Here is a 17,569-nt window from a genome sequence, read left to right as displayed (position 1 = left end):
GGCAGGGCCATCAAATCTGCGCTCACGCGGGAGGGATCGGTCGCTCTTTTCTGCGGTACAGTTTGCGCTCCAGCGACCAAATCCGATCGGTGAACGTGCCGGGCGCGACGGCGGCGAGCGCCTTGTCCATCTCGTACATGCGCGCATCCAGCAAATCCAGCACGTGCAGCACCTCGGCCTCGGGAAACATCGGGGGCTTGGGGCTGCCGTACTCGGGCAGGTCGTGGTGCGACAGGATCATGTGCTCGAGCATAATCATCAGTTCCCGGCTCATGCCCAGCTCCGTGCCCACGCGCTGAACGTGCGCCACGCCCTGCACCAGGTGCCCCACCAGCTGCCCCTCGAGCGTGTAGTCGCTCGCCAGGCCCACCTCGTTGGCGTTGAGCTCGGTCAGCTTGCACAAATCGTGCAGGATTACGCCCGCCGCCAACAGGTCGGGGTCCAGCTGCGGATAGATCGCGCAAATCGCGTCCGCGCCCTTGAGCATGGTTGTGACGTGGTGCAACAGGCCCCCGCGCTCGGCGTGATGCAGTTTTTGCGCCGCCGGGTAGTAGTCGAGCTTCTCGCCCGCCTCCTCGAGCCGCGCAAGCACCAGTTGCCGAAGCTTCTCGTCGGCGATCGCTTCGGCGCGGTCTGTCAGCGCTCGGCGCATATCCTCCGCCGGATAGGGCGCGCAGGGGATTAAGATCGACATGTCAACCGCGTCGCCGTCCTCGACCGGGCGCAGCTTGTCCACCCGCATCTGCGCGCGGCCGTTGTACTCCTGCATCATGCCGCGCATCTTGACCACCGTGAGCGGCTTGGGCGCGGCCACCGTGCCGTCCCACATCTTGGCGTTCACGTCGCCCGACTGATCGGACAGCGTCATGTCCAGGTACTTGCCGCCATTGGACGAAGTGCGCTGCTCGCTGTTCTTGACCAGCAAGAACCCTTCGAACATCTGCCCCTTGATGGTCAGCGCGAGCGGCTGCTGCGGCTGGGATTGCATGATACCCCTCCTTATAAAACAGCCGTCAAGCGAATTGCGCGCCCCGCCGTTTTGTGCTACAATGTTTCCTTAGATTATAGTATGCCGGCTGGTATTTGGCAAGAGGCGAGGCAAGGATGAAATACGCAATGATCGTGGGCGACGGCATGGCCGATTTGCCCATCCCGGAACTGAATGAAAAGACACCGCTTGAGCACCTGGCCCCGGATGCCTTTCAAGCGATCGCGGGCGGCGAGTTGGGTCGGCTGCGCTCCTGCCCGCCCACGCTTGCGCCGGGCAGCGATACCGCGTTTCTGACGCTGCTGGGCAACGACACCGCGCGCGTCTACACCGGGCGTTCGCCGCTGGAGGCCGCCGGCATGGGGATCGAGCTTGCGCCCGGCGAGGTGGCGTTCCGGATGAACCTGGCCGCAATCGGCGAGGAGGGCTATCCGGACGCTTCGATGCTGTCGCACAACGGCGGCGGCGTCGAGGGCGAGGAAGCCTATGCGCTGGTCACCGGCCTGATGGAGGACGCGGCGTTCGCTCAGTTGATGGCAGCGTACGCTCTACGCATCTACCCGACCGACACCTTCCGCCACGCGGCGGTGCTCAAATGGGATCGGGTAGACGCGGATTTCGCGCCGCCGCACGACATCGTGGGCCGGCGCGTTGGCGACTACGCGCCCGGCGGGCGGCTGGGCGAGGCAATATGCGCGCTGCAACGCTCGTCGTACGACTGCCTGAACCGCCACCCGATCAACGAAGCGCGCCGCTCGCGCGGGTGTCTTCCGGCCAACAGCGCCTGGTTCTGGGGCGCGGGCACGGCCTGCGCTCTTCCGAATTTTGAGCGCAAGTACGGCGTCCGCGGCCTCGTGATCTCGGCGGTGCCGCTGGTCAAGGGCATCGCGCGGCTGAACGGCCTCAAAGCGCCCGACTATCCGTTTGCGACCGGGCTGCTCGACACCGGCTATGAACAGAAGGCGCAGGCGGCGCTCGACGCGCTCAGGGGCGATTACGATTTCGCGCTGGTGCACCTCGAAGCGCCCGACGAGATGAGCCATGACGGCAGTCTTGAGCGCAAGCTCGAGGCCATCCGGCGGCTGAACGACCGGATCGTGAGGCCGCTGATGGCGGGGCTTCAAGCGCTCGGCGACCACCGCGTGCTGCTGCTCGCAGACCATTATACCCTCTTATCGACGCGCACCCACGACGGCGCGCCCGTGCCCTACGCGCTCTACGACAGCCGCAATCCCGGCGCGCCCCGCCCCTTCACCGAAGCCGCGTGCGCGGGGGAACCGGTGCTCGAATCGGGCGATCCGTTGATGAGGCGGTTGTTTGAGCGCGGTTAAACTTTCCGAAACCGCTTTACATCGCGCGCCGGTTGGTTATAATGGAATGTATTCCTATAGCTTTGTGATGAAGGGGAGCGCCCGATCTTAAGCGCCGCCAAGCGAGCCGGAAGCTGGTGTAAGTCCGGACGGCGAGGGATCAGGGGAATCACCCCGGAGCAGCCGGCTGAACGCGCGCGCGCAAGTAGGTCGGTCCGGGTCCGCCCGTTACAGCGGTGCGCGCTTGAGGCGCGCTGAGCGGGCGCATACGCGCCAAATTGGGTGGTACCGCGAGGCCTTCGTCCCATGACGGGATGAAGGTTTTTGGTTTTGGAGGGGGATACTATGATTAAAAAAGTCGAAGCCAGCATGGATTTTCAGGGGCGCGAGCAGGAGGTACTGGCCTTCTGGCGCGAGCACGACATCTTCAAAAAGGCGATGAAGCAGCACGAGGATGCCGAGCCGTTCACCTTCTACGACGGCCCGCCCACCGCCAACGGAAAGCCCCACATCGGCCACATCGAGACGCGCGCGATCAAGGACCTGATCCCGCGCTACCAGTCGATGAAGGGCAGGCATGTGCTGCGCAAGGCCGGCTGGGACACGCACGGGCTGCCGGTCGAGCTCGAAGTCGAGAAGGCGCTGGGCCTGGACGGCAAGGAACAGATCGAGGCCTACGGCATCGAGCCGTTCATCAAGGCGTGTAAGCAGTCGGTCTGGAAGTACAAGGCCGATTGGGAGAAGATGAGCGAGCGCGTCGGCTTCTGGGCCGACATGGAAAATCCCTACATCACCTACGAAGATAATTACATCGAATCGGTGTGGTGGTCGCTCAAGCAGATCGCCGACAAGGGCCTTTTGTACAAGGGGCACAAGGTGGTGCCCTACTGCCCGCGCTGCGGCACCGCGCTGTCCAGCCACGAGGTGTCGCAGGGCTACAAGTGCGTCAAGGAAAAATCGGCGTTCGTGCGCTTTAGGATCAAGGGCGAGGACAATGCCTACCTGTACGCCTGGACGACCACGCCGTGGACGCTGCCCAGCAACGTGGCGCTGTGCGTCAACCCCGACGAGACCTACGCCCGATTCATGTACGAGGGCAAAACGATCATCATGGCCAAGGCGCTGATCGCTCAGGTGCTGGGCGAGGACGCGCGCTTTACGATCGTAAGTGAAATGCCGGGCCGCGCGCTGGTCGGCATGGAATACGAGCCGCTGTTCGATTTCGTGAAACCGCTGGTCGACAAGCCCGCGTGGCGCGTGGTGGCCGACACCTACGTGACGACCGACGACGGTACCGGCATCGTGCACCAGGCCCCTGCATTCGGCGAGGACGACGCGCGCGTATGCAACGCGAACAACATGCCGTTTTTGCAGCTGGTGGATACAAAGGGCTGCATGACGCGGGAGACGCCCTGGGCGGGCGCGTTCGTCAAGGACGCCGACCCGCTGATCCTCAAGCAATTGAAGGACGACGGCCTGCTGGTCAAGGCGGCGGAATTTGAACACGACTACCCGTTCTGCTGGCGCTGCGACACGCCGCTCATTTACTACGCCCGCTCGACCTGGTTCATCAAGATGACGCAGCTGCGCGACCGGCTGATGGCGGCCAACCAGGCGATCACCTGGTACCCCGACAACATCAGGGACGGGCGCATGGGCAACTTCCTCGAGAACGTGATCGACTGGGGGCTGTCGCGCGAGCGCTACTGGGGCACGCCGCTGCCGGTGTGGCTGTGCGATTGCGGGCACATCCACGTGGTCGGCTCGCGCGCGGAGCTCGAGGCGATGGGCGAGGACGTGCCGCACGATCTCGAGCTGCACAGGCCCTACATCGACAAGGTGGCGCTCAAGTGCCCCTCATGCGGCGGCCAGATGCGTCGGACGCCCGAGGTAATCGACTGCTGGTACGACTCGGGTTCGATGCCGTTCGCGCAGTGGCATTATCCCTTTGAGAACAAGGAGGAATTCGAGCGGCGGTTCCCGGCCGACTTCATCTCCGAAGCCATCGACCAGACGCGCGGCTGGTTCTACACGCTGATCGCGATCGGCACGCTGCTGTTCGACCGCGCGCCGTTCGAGCACTGCGTGGTCATGGGCCATGTCCAGGACAAGGACGGCCAGAAGATGAGCAAGCACAAGGGCAATGTGGTCGATCCGTGGGCGGTGCTGGACGCGCAGGGCGCGGACGCGGTGCGCTGGTATTTCTATGCCAGCGCCGCGCCGTGGCTGCCCACGCGCTTCAGCGGCGAGCTGGTCAGCGAGCTGCAGCGCAAGTTCATGGGCACGCTGCTCAACACCTATGCCTTCTTCACGCTGTACGCCTCGATCGACGGCTACGACCCGGCGCAGCGCGCGAATCCCGACGAGCGCTCGCTGATGGACAAGTGGGTGCTGTCGAAACTCAACGAGTTGGTTAAGCAGGTCGATGAGGGCCTGTCGGATTACAAAATCACCGAGACGGCGCGCGCGATCGCGCAGTTCGTGGACGAGCTGTCGAACTGGTACGTGCGGCGCTGCCGCGAGCGGTTCTGGGGCAAGGGATTGGCCGGCGACAAACTGGCGGCGTTCGACACGCTGTACACGGTGCTGCTGACGCTCGCTAAGCTGTGCGCGCCCTACGTGCCGTTCATGGCCGAGTCGATGTACCAAAACCTGATGGCGTGGCGTCCCGGCGCGCGCGAATCGGTGCACCTCACCGACTTCCCGACGGCCGACGAATCGCTGATCGACCGGGCGCTGACCGATGAGATGGAGCGGGTCATAGGCGTGGTGCAGCTGGGCCGCGCGGCGCGCAGCACGGCGGGCATGAAGGTGCGCCAGAGCGCGCAGGCGCTGTACGTGAAGGGCGCGCCGCTGACGGGCGAGATGCGCAAGCTGGTCGAGGAGGAACTGAACGTCAAGGCCGTTCACTTCGTCGAGGACGCGCGCGCGTTCACCACCTACCGGCTCAAGCCGCAGATGCGCACGCTCGGCCCGCGCTACGGAAAGCTCCTGGGGCAAATCGGCCGGGCGCTTTTGGCGATGGATGGCAACGACGTGGTGGACGCGTTCGCGCGCGGCGAGCAGCTGCGCTTTGAACTGGACGGCACGGAAATCGCGCTGGACGAGGCCGATGTGCTGACCGAGCCCATGCAGAAGCCCGGTTTTGTGGCCGAGAGCGATAACGCGCTGACCGTGGTGCTGGACACGAACCTGACCCCCGAACTGATCGAGGAGGGCTTCGTGCGCGAGGTGATCTCCAAGCTGCAAACGATGCGCAAGGACTCCGACCTCGAGGTGGTCGACCGGGTGAAGGTGACCTACGAGGCCGGCGAGAAGCTCAACGCCATCATCAAGCGCGGCTGCGGCGCGATCATGCGGGCGGTGCTGGCGGTCGAACTGACGGCGGGCAAGCCCGCGGGGATCGTGCGCGAGTGGTCGGTCAACGGCGAGCCGGCTACGTTCGGTATCGAGCGGGCGTAATGGGTCGAGGCTATGGCGACCGCCTGCGGCCCGGCCGCAGGCGGTCGCCTCTTTTTGCACGACTCCGTCAATCGATCATATTTGTGCTTGATTTATGATTGTTCATACGCTATAATTTATGTAACACCAATGATGGGAAGGGTTTACGCATGAGCTCGATGTCTTCCAAAAAGGCATACAGGAGGGAGAACGTCCTCGCCGCCCTGCGCCGCAAGAAGGCGCTGACCACGGGCGAGGCGGCCGAGATCATCGGTGCTTCCGAGTGCACGGTTCGCCGGCTTTTCGACGAGCTGGAGGGGGAGGGGGAGGCGATCCGGGTCTATGGCGGCATCAAGTTCCCGCCCAGCAAGCACGCCGAGTACCAGTTTGAAAACCTGCAGTTCAGCCAATCGGACCAAAAGCGGCACATCGGCGAGTATGCCAGCCGCCTGGTGGAGAACGGCGACATACTCTTTCTGGACACCGGCACCACGATCCAGCAACTGGCGCTCTCGCTCGTGGAGCGCTTCAAGCGCAAGGAATTGCAGGACGTGCAGATCTTCACCAATTCGCTGCGCAACCTGACCATCTTGATGCACCACTGCGAGGTGAACCTGATCGGCGGGCTCTTTCGCATCAAGCGGCAGGACTTCTGCGGCTACCTCTCGGAAGTGGTGCTCGAGTCGATTTCGTTTGAAAAATGTTTCCTGAGCGCCGACGGCGTCAACCCCAGCGACGGCGTCATGGCCACCGACATATTCACCGCCAAGATCAACCAGATCGTCTCCCGGCGCGCGCGGGGGGTATACCTGCTGGCCGATTCCACGAAGTTCGTGCGCCGCTCCTTCATCAAGTACGCCGCGCTCGAGGACGTGAAGATGATCGTCACCGATGCGGGCATTCCCGCATCGGTCGAGGAGGAACTCGCGGCGCTGGGGCCCATCATTCGAAAAATCTAAACGATCACAAAACATTAAAAAATGAGCGATATCGCTCATTTTTTTATTTTCTCACATTGACGAATGCTGAAAACATAGATATTATAAGATCAGATGCAGAGAACAATCGGATTTATGACAAAAACGATCAAATATATGGAAATCAAACGGAAGAGGGGCAAACCATGAAGCCGACGATCAGGACGCCATACTTCGAGACGGGGATCAAGTGCTATATCTACGGTCAGGACGAGCTCGACTACGCCGCGCTATGCGAGGCGTGCGCGGTGAAGTACGACATCGACGTGCTCTTTATCTCCTCCTTCACCAACATCGTGACGCTCGCGGAGCGCTTCCCGCACCTGCGCATCATCGCGCCCTACATGGACAACATGCGGCCGGGCCGCGGCATGGGCAAGGTGCTGCCGGAGTCGCTGAAGGCGGCGGGGGCGCACGGCGTGGTCATCAACCACTGCGAAAAGCCAATGGCGCTGGCCGATATCCGCGGCTGCATCGAGCGCTGCCGGGAGCTTGAGATGCTGTCGTTTGTCTGCGCGGACACGACCGAGGAGGCGATGGCCGTGGCGCAGTTGCACCCGGACATCATGAACCCGGAGCCCGCCGAGCTGATCGGCAGCGGCCAGTCGGCGGACATGCGCTACGTCACCCGCACCGTCGGCGCGGTCAAGGCCATCGACTCCGGCATCCTGACCGAGATCGCCGCCGGCATCACCCGGCCCGAAGATGTCTACGCCTACATCATGGCCGGTTCCGACGGAGCCGGCGCGGCCTCCGGCATCCTCAAGTCGGCCGACCCTGCGGGCTTACTGGACGCGATGGTGGCGGCGGTCCGGCGCGCAGCGGACGACCTCAAACAACGACAGGGCTAAATCACAGGGGAGGAAAGCACATGAAGACCATCCGCGAATCGTTCCACATCGACACCCCAGCACGTCAGCCGTGGTTCGTCGACATCAACGAGCAGGTGCAGGACATCGTCAAGCGCTCCGGCGTCAAGGACGGCATCTGCCTCGTCTACTCGCACCACACCACCTGCTCGGTGATCCTGCAGGAATATTCAAAGGACATCACCTACAACGGGCTCGAATTCATGCACCAGGATCTGGTGGACGTGTTCGAGAAGCTCGTGCCGACGATGCGCCACGAGGGGCAATATATGCATCCGGGCCCCTGGTCGACGCAGTGGTCGCACGAGAACGGCGAGGATAAGCCCTATTGCATCAACACCGACGGGCACCTGCGCTCGCTGTTCATGGGCCGCAGCGAGACGATGCCGGTGATCGACGGCGTCGCCGACACCGGCGACTACGGCCACATCTACTTCATCGACTTCGATCAGACGCGGGAGCGCTCGCGCACCGTGCAGGTGCAGATCATTGGGGAATGAGGGTCTAAGTATGTCCAAGTACGACGCGTCGATCGACGCGATTCTCGACATCGAGGCGAACAACATCGTCTCCGTCAAGCGCAGCCTCTGTCGGCGCACGATGGAGGAAGTCATCGAGCTGATGCTCACGGTCAAGCCTTCGGGCCGCAAGGTGATTACCGCCGGCTGCGGCACCTCGGGCACGCTGGCCGAGCGCGTGGCGCATACGCTGTGCGTGGTCGAGGTGCCCGCCACCTTCTGCGCGCCCGGCAACTCGATCCACGGCGGTATGGGCGTCATCCAGCGGGGGGACGTGGTGGTGCTGTTCTCCAAGGGCGGCAACACGCCGGAGATTCTGAACTACATCCCCTGCTGCAAGGCCAAGGGCGCGACGATCATCGGCGTCACGCAGAACGACGCGTCGACGCTGGCCCGCGAGGCCGACATCTACTTTAAGATTGTGGCGGAGCACGAGAGCGACATGTGGGACATGTGCGCCTCGGCCAGCTGCAACACCATCGCCGCCGTCTGGGACGCCGTGGCCTTCACGGTCATGCGCCACAACGGCTACACCAAGGCAGACCTGTTGCTGACCCATCCGGGCGGCAAGGTGGGTGAAGTTCTGCGCGAAAGCAAATAATACGGGAGGCGATTTCCGATGGTTTATCATGAGAAGTTCCAGGTGGAGACCGGGCACAGCCATGTGACGGTGCTCGATGTTACGGCGCAGGTGCGCGAGATCGTGGGCCGCTCGGGCGTCAAGAACGGCAGCATCCTGGTCTTCACCGGCCACACGAGCTGCTCGGTGCAGATTCAGGAGTTCTCCGACGGCCAGACCTGCTGGGGAACCGAGCTGATTATGCAGGACTTGATTAACTGCTTGGAGAAGATTGTACCCACCTGCACCAACGAGGGCATGTACCTGCATCCCAACGGCGAGCACGTCCGCCTGGCCAAGCTCCACCGAGACGAGAAACCCGAGTGGTGTCTCAACACCGACGGACACATCCGCTCGGTCATCATGGGCCGCTCGGTCACCATCCCCGTTATCGACGGCGAGGTGCAGTTGGGTGAATTCGGTCTCGTCTACTTCGCCGACTGGGACCAGATCCGCGCTCGCACGCGCACGGTCATCGTGCAGGTGCAGGGCGAGTAATACTCCCCCGTACGGGAGAAGGCGAAGAACTTCACGGCGTCCTGAATTGTCGTGCGTACGACAGGAAATATCGAGGAGGAAAGAACATGAAGAAACTGACCTGTATCCTGTTGGCAATGGTTCTCGTGCTTGGCCTCGGCGCTGGGGCGACGGCGGAGGGAGCGAAGCGCAAGTTTGGGCTGATGCTCTACTCTGAGGTGGACGAGGCGACGATCTCCATTCGCACCGGCGTGGAGAAGGCCTGCGCCGAAAATGGCGTCGAGCTCGAGACCTACAGCATCGAGATGGACTACACCAAGTGCCCGACCTACCTGCAAATGTTCTTCGACCACGGCTGCGATGCCATCATCGACGTCACCTGGAGCGCCGAGGTCGGCCTCGTCACCTCGCAGACCTGCGCGGCCAAGGGCGTGCCGCTGATTACCTGCGACGTCGGGTACGATGACTACGCGCACCTGGTCGGCGCCAACAACTACAACTCCGGCCGCGTCAACGGCGAGTACGTGGCGGATTGGGTCAAGGAGAACTGGGGCGGCAAGATCGACTACGTGCTGGCCATGTACCTGGTCTCCACCGGCGAAGGCGTCAAGCAGCGCATCACCGGTTGCCTCGACGTGCTGGGTGAGAACGGCCTCATGCCCGCGGACGACCATGTGGTCTGGTTCGACGGTGCCAGCACCGAGCTGTGCTACGGCTATGTGATGAACTGGCTGCAGGCCAATCCGCAGGCCAAAAACGTCTACATCATCAACAACAACGACTCGGGCGCGCTCGGCTCCTACAACGCCTGCGTGGCGATGGGGCGCGAGGCCGACTGCATAATCACCTCCTACAACTGCGATTCCTTCGCGCTCGAGCACTTCGCCACCGTCGAGAACTCCTGCTGGAAGGCCAGCTGCAATTTCAACCTCAAGGGCTACGGCGACATCGCGGTGCCGGCGCTGCTGGACATCCTGAATGCCGGCGTCGACAACCAGCCGCATGAACTCAACACCCAGACCTTCATGGTCGATCGCGCGAACGTGGCGGAGCACTATACCGCAAAGTAATTAACCCGCGCATCACGGCTCCCGTCCCCCGGCCATGTGCCGGGGGACGGGCATCGGAAAGGGATGATCCAGGATGCATACGGACGGGCAGGTCCTCGCGATGCGAGGCATCAGCAAATCCTTTCCCGGCGTCAAGGCGCTGCAAAACGTCGATTTGGAGCTTCACAAGGGCGAGGTGCTGGCGCTGCTCGGCGAAAATGGCGCCGGCAAGTCCACCTTGATTAAGATCCTCTCGGGCGACTATTTGGCCGATCAGGGCGAGATCGTCATCGAGGGTAAGGCGGTCGCGAAAAACGATCCGCACACGGCGATCTCGCTGGGCGTCGGCGTCATCTATCAGGAACTCAACAACGCGGACCCGCTGTCGATCGCCGAGAACATCTACATGGGCAATCTGCCGCTGAACAGGGCCCGGCAGATCGACTACCGACGGCTTGCGCGCGACACGCGGGCGATGCTCGACCGCGTGGGCCTGTTCGGCGAGGACCCCTTCGCCCCGCTGGGCAGCCTCTCCATCGCAAAAAAGCAGATGGTGGAGATCGCCAAGGCGATGTCGCACAACGTGAAGATTCTGGTGATGGACGAACCCACGGCCTCGCTGAACGACGAGGAGATCGGCATCCTGTTCGGCCTCGTGCGCAAGATGTCCGAGGCGGGCATCGCCATCATCTACATTTCCCACAGGCTGGACGAGGTATTTGAGATTTCAGACAACATCGTCGTCATGCGCGACGGTCGGCGCGTGGCGAAGCTTACGACGAGTGAGACAAACAAAAACGAGTTGATCGCGCACATGGTCGGCCGCGAGATCACCGACATGTACCCCCGGCGCACCGGCGAGCACATCGGAAAGACACTGCTCGAGGTTACGAACCTCTCAAGCGCCTACATCAAGAACGTCAGCTTCGACGTGCACGCGGGCGAGATCGTCGGCCTGTTTGGGCTGATGGGTTCGGGGCGCACCGAGGTTGTGGAGATGATCGTCGGCGACCGCCGCAAGCGCTCCGGCACAATCAAGTTCGACGGCCGCCCGGTCGATATCAAGTCGCCGCAGGACGCCAAACGCCTCGGCATCGGCTACCTGCCCTCTGATCGCAAGGCCTCGGGCCTGTTCCTGATCCATTCGGTCGGCGATAACATTACGCTGAACGTGCTGGACCGCATCTTGAGCCGGCTGCGCCTGGTCAGCGCCCCGAAGAGCCGCCGGCTGGGCATGAAGTGGATGGAGCGGCTGCGCGTTAAGGCCCCGGGCGTGGACACCTTGGCCCAGGCGCTCTCCGGCGGCAACCAGCAGAAGGTCGTCATCGCCAAGTGGCTCGCGGCGGAGCCCAGATTGCTGATCCTCAACGACCCCACCCGCGGCATCGACGTCGGCGCCAAGACCGAGATCTACAACCTGATGAACGAGCTGTCCCGGCAGGGGCTGGCGATCATCATGGTCTCTTCGGAGCTGCCGGAGATCATGGCGATGTCCGACAGGATCTTCGTGCTGCACGAGGGCCTCTACAAGGGCATGGTGTCCCGCGAAGAATTCACCCAGGAAACGCTGCTGGAAACCGCGATAGGAGGTTAAGCGATGGACACGACCGGCAAGACACAGGAAGGCGACTTCAAGCGTGGCTTGAAGAATTTTATCAAAAGCTACGAGTTCAGCCTGATGATCGCGATGATCGTCATCTTCATCATCATGTCTTCCCTCTCCCCGTACTTCTTTACGCTCAGCAACTTCATGAACATCGGCCTCACCTCGGCGGTCTCCGGCGCGATGGCCGCCGGTCTCACGGTCTACATGCTGATGGGCGCGCTGGAGTTGTCGCAATACGCGGTGTCGGCGCTGTGCTCGACGATACTGGGCATCATGTGCGTCCACTGGGGCTGGCCGGCGTGGCTGAGCATCGCGGGGGCGCTGGGCGTGGGCCTTTTGTGCGGCGCGATCAACGCGGTGCTGCTGACCTTCGGGCGCGTGCCGCCGATTATCGTCACGCTGGGCACGATGAGCATCTTCCGCGGCGTCGCCTACATGCTGACAAACGCCAAGAACATCGTGCTGATGACCGCTCCGGACGCCCATGTGTTCAAGTTCATCGGCCAGACCAGACTCTTCGGATTCTTGCCCGTGCCGCTGCTGGTCATGCTGCTGGTCTTCGCCCTGTGCGGCTTCGTGCTCAAGAAGACGAAGTACGGCCGGCAGGTCTATGCGGTGGGCGCGAACCCGCGCGCGGCGCATCTGTGCGGCATCAACGTGCGCAAGACGCGCTTCATCGGCCTGCTGTTCGCGTCGGTCGCCTCCAGCATCGGCGGCATACTATCGGCCAGCATCGTCATGACCTCGATGCCGGCGGCCGGCGTCGGCAGCGAGATCGACATCACCACCTCGGTGCTGATCGGCGGCCTGGCGCTGGGCGGCGGGCGCGGCTCGATCGTCGGCGTGTTCCTCGGCATGCTGATCCTGATGACCATCAACAACGGCATGACGCTTTTGTCCCTCTCCTCCTACTACCAGATGGCGGTGCGCGGCGCTGTGCTGCTGCTGGCGGTGATGGTGGATACGCTGCGCGGCGGCGGATTCCAGTACAACAAGTGACATGAAGTGCGTCCATGAGTTTGGGCTGCGCGAGGGCGCGCAGCAGGAATACCGGCGGCGGCACGACGCGCTGTGGCCCGAGATGCGCGCCATGATGCTGCGCGCGGGGCTCAAGAACTACTCGATCTGGAACGTGGGCACGCGCCTGATCGAATACTACGAATGCGCCGACCCCGAGGCGGCCGCGCGGGTGATCCGTGCCGACCCGGTCAAGGCGCGCTGGGACGCCTACATGGCCGACATCCTCGTCTACGGCGAGGGCGGGGCGGCGAAGCTTCAATGCATGTTCGATTTCAACAGCACGGAAAGGAATGACTGACATGGAAGAGAAGCACCTTTTGAAACTGCAGTGCGCAGGCGCGACGTTCTCCAACATGTGCGACCGATTCGTGGACAAGGGCTACAAGAGCGACCTGCCCGAGCGCACGTTCGAGCAGCAGCTTGAGATCTTCGCCAAGGTCGGCGGCATGAGCGCCGTGGGCTACGGCTTCTACGACGACCCGGTCGATCCCATCCGCTACCGCGACCTGCTGCGCCAGTACGGCTTCCGCGTGGGTTCGGTCGGCCCCGACAACTACACCAAGGCCCGCTGGAAGTACGGCACCTTCGCCGCGCGCGACCCCAAGACCCGCCGCGAGATCGTGCGCTACGGCAAGGACTGCATGGACTGGGCCGCCGCCGCAAACGCCGTGGACATCATGTTCTGGATGGCGCACGACGGCTACGATTATCCGTTCCAGGACCGCTACGAAGTGCACTGGAACTACATGCTCGAGTGCATCGGCGAGGTCGCCGCGCACCGCTCCGACGTCAAGGTTACCCTCGAGTACAAGAACTACGAGCCGCTGACCCACCAGTACGCCTCCGACATCGGCAAGGTGCTGCTGATGTGCGAGAAGATCGGCCTGGGTAACCTGGGCGTCATCGTCGACTACGGCCACGCGCTGTTCGGACGCGAGAACCCGGCGGAGAGCGTGGCGCTGGCCAACATGTACAATCGCCTCTCGATGATCCATCTGAACGACAACTTCGGCCGCTTCGACGACGACCTGATCTTCGGCACCGTCAGTTTCTGGCAGGCGTTGGAGTTTTTCTGGAAGCTGGACGAGATCGGCTATGACGGCTGGTTCATCATGGACAACTGGCCGGCCCGCATGGACGGCGTGGAAGCGACCACCGAGTTCGTGCAGATGGCCAACGCCATCATGCGCCTGGCGCGGACGCTGCCGAAGGACGAGCTCCACGCGCTGCAGGCGCAGGACGGGAACACGCCGAAGATCTATAAACTGCTCCGGGAATACGTGCTCAAGTGAGCCTGCGAGGGGGAGGACGGATTTTGGACCCGAGGATACATCTGGGCATTGACAACTGCTTCGCGATCAAGCGCTGGACGACGCCGATGGAGTGGGGACGCGCGGTCAAGGAGCTGGGGATGCAATACGTCGAGGCCGTGCCGGACCTCGAGTGCGAGCCGCTGCTGACGCCGGACGGCTACCGCCGCGACTGGGTGCGCGAGGTCAACGCCATGCGGGAAGCGCTGGGCGTACAGGTGGTGATGTTCTATTCCAACGACTCCACCTACGACACCATCGGCTTCTCCCATCCGGACGCGCGCGTGCGCCGACACCTCGTCGAGCGCTGGTTTGGCAATTTTATCGAGATGGCCGCCGCCATCGGTTCGGATATCGGATACTATGTGCAGGCGACGAGCGAATCCATGCTCTATTGCCCCGAAGGCCGGCGCGAGGCGCGCTCGCGCTCGCGCGAGTGCATGGTGGCGGTCAACCGCATGGCGGCCGCCGCGGGCATAAAGCGTGTGGCCCTCGAGCAGATGTACACGCCGCATCAGCCGCCCTTCGCCATCGAGGACATGCGCGAGTTGATCCTCGGCGTCACTGCCGATTCCGGCGCGCCGTTTTACCTGACCGAGGACGTGGGACACCACTGCCCCTTCTACCTGCGCCCGGACGATCAGCAACTGCAGGCGGCCTGCGCGCGGTATGTGCGGGACGGCTTTGTCGAGCCCTGGCTCGGCAGCCGCGAGGCGTATGACATCTTCACGCGCGGGGCCGGCAAGGGCCATTTGACGGCGGAGGAACTTTTGCGCCTGGCGGCGGAGTTCGACCGCAACAAAGACCAGTTCAATGCGCCCGGGGACACCGACTGCTACGAATGGCTGTGCCAGCTCGGGGCCTGGTCTCCGGTCATCCACCTGCAGCAGACCGACGGGCGGCACTCCTCACATGCGCCGTTCCTGCCGGAGCACAACGCGAAGGGCAAGATCCATCCGCTGAAAATCCTGCAAGCGCTCTCCGACTGCTACGCGCGGGAGCCTCTTTACGGCATGCCGCCCCGCTGCGAGGACATCTACCTGATCCAGGAGCTGTACCTGAGCACCAAGGACATCGGCTATCAGGGGCTGCACAAGCTGCGCACGAGCACCGAGTACCTCCGGCAATTCATCCCCCGCGACGGTATGCGGCTGAGCGAGCTGCTGGCGCTGAACTCAGGCGCGCAGCCGGAGGGGCAGCCATGAAGCCGCGCGCGGTGCTGGCGCTGGACATCGGCGCGGGCAGCGGTCGGGGCATCCTCGGCTACCGGGCGTCGGACGGCGGGCTCGAACGCGTGGAGGAGGTCCACCGCTTTGAGAACGGCTTCGTCCGCCTGAACGGCGGCCTCTACTGGGACTACGTGCGCATCTACCGCGGCGCGTTGGACTGCCTGCGCGCCTGCCGGGCGCGCGGCGTGGAACTGGACTCGATCGGCGTCGACGCCTGGTCTCAGGACTACGCCTACATCGGCGCGGGCGGCGAGGTGTTGGGTCTGCCGCGCTGCTACCGCGACCCGGTGAACGAAGCGCATGCGCGCGACTTCGAGCGCGATTTCAGGCTGGGCCCGCTCGACCACGCGCGCTCAAGCGGCGCGGGGTTCATCTCCATCTCCACATTGCGCCAGCTCTGGTACGACCGCACGCACCGCAAGGACCTGTTCAAGGCGGCGCGCAGGTATCTCTACATTCCATATCTGCTGGTGTATTTGCTGACGGGCGTCGCCGGCTACGACGATTCGCTGCCGGCCATCGGCGAGCAGTGCGACGCGCGGACGCTGCGCTATTCCGACGAGACGGCGCGGGTGCTGGGCGTGCTGGACAAGACGCCGCCCCGCCTTCAGTGGGGGACCCTCGTCGGCCGCACGAACGACACGGTGCTTCAGGAGACCGACTATGACGCCGTGCCCATGGCCTGCGTGGACGGGCACGACACCGCAAGCGCCGTATCGGCCATCCCGGACGACGGCAGCTTTCTGTGGGTCTCCAGCGGCAGCTACAACATGTTCGGCGCGGTGCTCGAGCAGCCGGCGCTGAACGACGAGCTGCTGTCGCTCGGCTTTGTCAACACGCGGCTGGGCGACGGGCGCGTATGCCTGATGGGCGGCGGCGCGGGCATGCACTTCATACAGCAGTGCATGCGCCGGTGGCGCGAGGAAGGCCGCGAAATCACCTACCCGCAGCTGACCGGCTACGCGCTGGCCCACCGCACGGCGCGGCGTTTCGACTTTGCGGACGTGCCGGGCGCGGCGGCGGACATGCCTGCGGCGCTGAACGCCGCCATCGAGCGCGCGGGGCACGCGCCGGCCCATTCGCCGCACGCGCTCTACGAGGCCTTCGCCAACAGCCTCGCCCAACTGACCGCCGAGGGGCTGACGCGGCTGGAGGGCCTGCTGAATCGGAAATTTCCGCGCGTCTACGTGGTCAGCGGCGGCGCGCAGGCGAACGCCGTCAACCAGCGGCTGGCGGAGGCGCTGGCGCGGCCGTTGCTGGCAGGGTTGCCGGAGGCCGCCACCATGGGCAACATCCGCGCGCAGCTCACCGCGCTGGGCGCGGGCCTTGCAAAGACTTCGATAGAAATGCGGAGGTTTGGCCTATGAGCTTCAAGATCATAGACGCACACATGCACTTGGGCGCAAGCCCCGACTACCTTGCCGTCGACCAAAGCCTGGGCACGCTGCTCAAGGTGATGGATCGCCTGGATATCGAGCGCGCGATCAGCGCGCACAGCCTCTCGCTGCGGGACCGGTACGAGGAGGGTATCGCCCTCGACCGCCAGGCGCATGAGGCGTCGGGCGGCCGGATATTCAGCTTCATTTGCTACGGACCGCATCACCCGCAACCGGCGTTGGACGCCATACGCGCGCACCGGGCGGAGCGCGTGTTCCGCGGCATCAAGCTGCATCCCTCCGGCGCGTTTGTCGATGCCGACAGCGAGCTGTACCGGCCGGCCTGGGAGATCGCCCGCGAGCTGAAGCTGCCGATCCTCTCCCACACCTGGAACGTCTCCAGCTACCACCCGAGCCAAAAAAGCGCCTGGGCGGGCAAGTTCGAGAAGTACGCCGCCGAATACCCGGACGTGACGTTCGTGTTCGGCCATTCCGGCGGGCGCTACGACGGCATCGTAGAGGCCGTGCGCATCGGCCGCGCGCATAAGAACTGCTACTTCGACATCGCCGGGGACATCTGGGACAATGGCATGCTGGAATACCTGATCGACAATCTCGGCGCGGAGCGGGTTCTGTACGGCTCCGACTGCTACATGATCGAGCAGCGGCCGATGCTGGGCGTGGTGCTCGGCTCGTCCATTTCGGACGCGGACAAGGAGAAGATCCTGCGCCACAACGCACTGAAGGTGTACTTCGCGGACATCGGCTAGAAGGAGGGAC

16 protein-coding genes are annotated in these 17,569 nt (G+C 63.6%); 15 read left to right on the top strand and 1 reads right to left on the bottom strand.

Going from position 1 to position 17,569, the window contains the following annotated elements; translation table 11 throughout:
- Positions 1 to 22: 22 nt before the first annotated feature.
- Positions 23 to 988, bottom strand: coding sequence for a 3'-5' exoribonuclease YhaM family protein (locus ACH6CV_RS09180; protein WP_456357885.1), 966 nt, complete (start codon positions 986 to 988; stop codon positions 23 to 25).
- 116 nt (positions 989 to 1,104) lie between these two features.
- Here ACH6CV_RS09180 and apgM point away from each other — a divergent pair, with 116 nt between their 5' ends.
- From apgM to ACH6CV_RS09105, 15 genes are all read left to right on the top strand, one after another.
- Positions 1,105 to 2,319, top strand: a complete 1,215-nt coding sequence (apgM, locus tag ACH6CV_RS09175) for a 2,3-bisphosphoglycerate-independent phosphoglycerate mutase (RefSeq protein ID WP_456357884.1) — start codon at positions 1,105 to 1,107, stop codon at positions 2,317 to 2,319.
- A gap of 324 nt (positions 2,320 to 2,643) precedes the next feature.
- Positions 2,644 to 5,760 carry an isoleucine--tRNA ligase gene (gene ileS, locus ACH6CV_RS09170; protein ID WP_456357883.1) on the top strand — a complete coding sequence of 1,039 codons (3,117 nt, stop codon included), beginning with the start codon at positions 2,644 to 2,646 and terminating at the stop codon, positions 5,758 to 5,760.
- 149 nt (positions 5,761 to 5,909) lie between these two features.
- A complete protein-coding gene (locus tag ACH6CV_RS09165; protein WP_456357882.1) occupies positions 5,910 to 6,698 on the top strand; it encodes a DeoR/GlpR family DNA-binding transcription regulator in 789 nt (262 codons plus the stop codon).
- A gap of 164 nt (positions 6,699 to 6,862) precedes the next feature.
- Complete coding sequence (locus ACH6CV_RS09160; protein WP_456357881.1) at positions 6,863 to 7,567, top strand: triose-phosphate isomerase; 705 nt, start codon at positions 6,863 to 6,865, stop codon at positions 7,565 to 7,567.
- A 20-nt stretch (positions 7,568 to 7,587) separates the two neighbouring features.
- Positions 7,588 to 8,085 (top strand): secondary thiamine-phosphate synthase enzyme YjbQ, encoded by a 498-nt coding sequence (locus ACH6CV_RS09155; RefSeq protein WP_456357880.1) that lies wholly within the window; start codon positions 7,588 to 7,590, stop codon positions 8,083 to 8,085.
- 10 nt (positions 8,086 to 8,095) lie between these two features.
- Positions 8,096 to 8,704, top strand: coding sequence for an SIS domain-containing protein (locus ACH6CV_RS09150; RefSeq protein ID WP_456357879.1), 609 nt, complete (start codon positions 8,096 to 8,098; stop codon positions 8,702 to 8,704).
- Between the two features lie 18 nt (positions 8,705 to 8,722).
- Positions 8,723 to 9,220 carry a secondary thiamine-phosphate synthase enzyme YjbQ gene (locus tag ACH6CV_RS09145; RefSeq protein ID WP_456357878.1) on the top strand — a complete coding sequence of 166 codons (498 nt, stop codon included), beginning with the start codon at positions 8,723 to 8,725 and terminating at the stop codon, positions 9,218 to 9,220.
- Positions 9,221 to 9,306: 86 nt separating this feature from the next.
- The gene (locus ACH6CV_RS09140; protein WP_456357877.1) at positions 9,307 to 10,269 is read left to right on the top strand and encodes a sugar ABC transporter substrate-binding protein; all 963 of its coding nucleotides are present in this window, start codon (positions 9,307 to 9,309) and stop codon (positions 10,267 to 10,269) included.
- Between the two features lie 100 nt (positions 10,270 to 10,369).
- Positions 10,370 to 11,842 (top strand): sugar ABC transporter ATP-binding protein, encoded by a 1,473-nt coding sequence (locus tag ACH6CV_RS09135; RefSeq protein WP_456357876.1) that lies wholly within the window; start codon positions 10,370 to 10,372, stop codon positions 11,840 to 11,842.
- Positions 11,843 to 11,845: 3 nt separating this feature from the next.
- Entirely contained in the window at positions 11,846 to 12,853 is a 1,008-nt protein-coding gene (locus tag ACH6CV_RS09130) for an ABC transporter permease (RefSeq protein ID WP_456357875.1), read from the top strand.
- A 1-nt stretch (position 12,854) separates the two neighbouring features.
- Entirely contained in the window at positions 12,855 to 13,172 is a 318-nt protein-coding gene (locus ACH6CV_RS09125) for an L-rhamnose mutarotase (RefSeq protein ID WP_456357874.1), read from the top strand.
- A gap of 1 nt (position 13,173) precedes the next feature.
- Positions 13,174 to 14,166: a sugar phosphate isomerase/epimerase family protein gene (locus tag ACH6CV_RS09120; protein ID WP_456357873.1), complete on the top strand. Its 993-nt coding sequence runs from the start codon at positions 13,174 to 13,176 to the stop codon at positions 14,164 to 14,166.
- Between the two features lie 23 nt (positions 14,167 to 14,189).
- Complete coding sequence (locus ACH6CV_RS09115; protein ID WP_456357872.1) at positions 14,190 to 15,389, top strand: TIM barrel protein; 1,200 nt, start codon at positions 14,190 to 14,192, stop codon at positions 15,387 to 15,389.
- A complete protein-coding gene (locus ACH6CV_RS09110; protein WP_456357871.1) occupies positions 15,386 to 16,780 on the top strand; it encodes an FGGY-family carbohydrate kinase in 1,395 nt (464 codons plus the stop codon). The genes ACH6CV_RS09115 and ACH6CV_RS09110 overlap by 4 nt, the downstream gene beginning before the upstream one ends.
- A complete protein-coding gene (locus ACH6CV_RS09105) occupies positions 16,777 to 17,559 on the top strand; it encodes an amidohydrolase family protein (RefSeq protein WP_456357870.1) in 783 nt (260 codons plus the stop codon). Before ACH6CV_RS09110 ends, ACH6CV_RS09105 begins: the two co-directional genes overlap by 4 nt.
- The last annotated feature ends 10 nt before the right edge of the window (positions 17,560 to 17,569 follow it).

This window comes from Anaerozeibacter quisquiliarum (genome assembly GCF_051162045.1).
Classification (GTDB): domain Bacteria; phylum Bacillota; class Clostridia; order Christensenellales; family Aristaeellaceae; genus Anaerozeibacter; species Anaerozeibacter quisquiliarum.
The sequence above is the reverse complement of the archived record's forward strand: the minus strand, read 5'-3'. Positions and strand labels throughout refer to the sequence as shown.

Excerpts from the sequence above, each read along its gene's own strand:
- ACH6CV_RS09180 (WP_456357885.1), bottom strand. The coding sequence starts at position 988 with ATGCAATCCCAGCCGCAGCAGCCGCTCGCGCTGACCATCAAGGGGCAG.
- apgM (WP_456357884.1), top strand. The coding sequence starts at position 1,105 with ATGAAATACGCAATGATCGTGGGCGACGGCATGGCCGATTTGCCCATC.
- ileS (WP_456357883.1), top strand. The coding sequence starts at position 2,644 with ATGATTAAAAAAGTCGAAGCCAGCATGGATTTTCAGGGGCGCGAGCAG.
- ACH6CV_RS09165 (WP_456357882.1), top strand. The coding sequence starts at position 5,910 with ATGAGCTCGATGTCTTCCAAAAAGGCATACAGGAGGGAGAACGTCCTC.
- ACH6CV_RS09160 (WP_456357881.1), top strand. The coding sequence starts at position 6,863 with ATGAAGCCGACGATCAGGACGCCATACTTCGAGACGGGGATCAAGTGC.
- ACH6CV_RS09155 (WP_456357880.1), top strand. The coding sequence starts at position 7,588 with ATGAAGACCATCCGCGAATCGTTCCACATCGACACCCCAGCACGTCAG.
- ACH6CV_RS09150 (WP_456357879.1), top strand. The coding sequence starts at position 8,096 with ATGTCCAAGTACGACGCGTCGATCGACGCGATTCTCGACATCGAGGCG.
- ACH6CV_RS09145 (WP_456357878.1), top strand. The coding sequence starts at position 8,723 with ATGGTTTATCATGAGAAGTTCCAGGTGGAGACCGGGCACAGCCATGTG.
- ACH6CV_RS09140 (WP_456357877.1), top strand. The coding sequence starts at position 9,307 with ATGAAGAAACTGACCTGTATCCTGTTGGCAATGGTTCTCGTGCTTGGC.
- ACH6CV_RS09135 (WP_456357876.1), top strand. The coding sequence starts at position 10,370 with ATGCGAGGCATCAGCAAATCCTTTCCCGGCGTCAAGGCGCTGCAAAAC.
- ACH6CV_RS09130 (WP_456357875.1), top strand. The coding sequence starts at position 11,846 with ATGGACACGACCGGCAAGACACAGGAAGGCGACTTCAAGCGTGGCTTG.
- ACH6CV_RS09125 (WP_456357874.1), top strand. The coding sequence starts at position 12,855 with ATGAAGTGCGTCCATGAGTTTGGGCTGCGCGAGGGCGCGCAGCAGGAA.
- ACH6CV_RS09120 (WP_456357873.1), top strand. The coding sequence starts at position 13,174 with ATGGAAGAGAAGCACCTTTTGAAACTGCAGTGCGCAGGCGCGACGTTC.
- ACH6CV_RS09110 (WP_456357871.1), top strand. The coding sequence starts at position 15,386 with ATGAAGCCGCGCGCGGTGCTGGCGCTGGACATCGGCGCGGGCAGCGGT.
- ACH6CV_RS09105 (WP_456357870.1), top strand. The coding sequence starts at position 16,777 with ATGAGCTTCAAGATCATAGACGCACACATGCACTTGGGCGCAAGCCCC.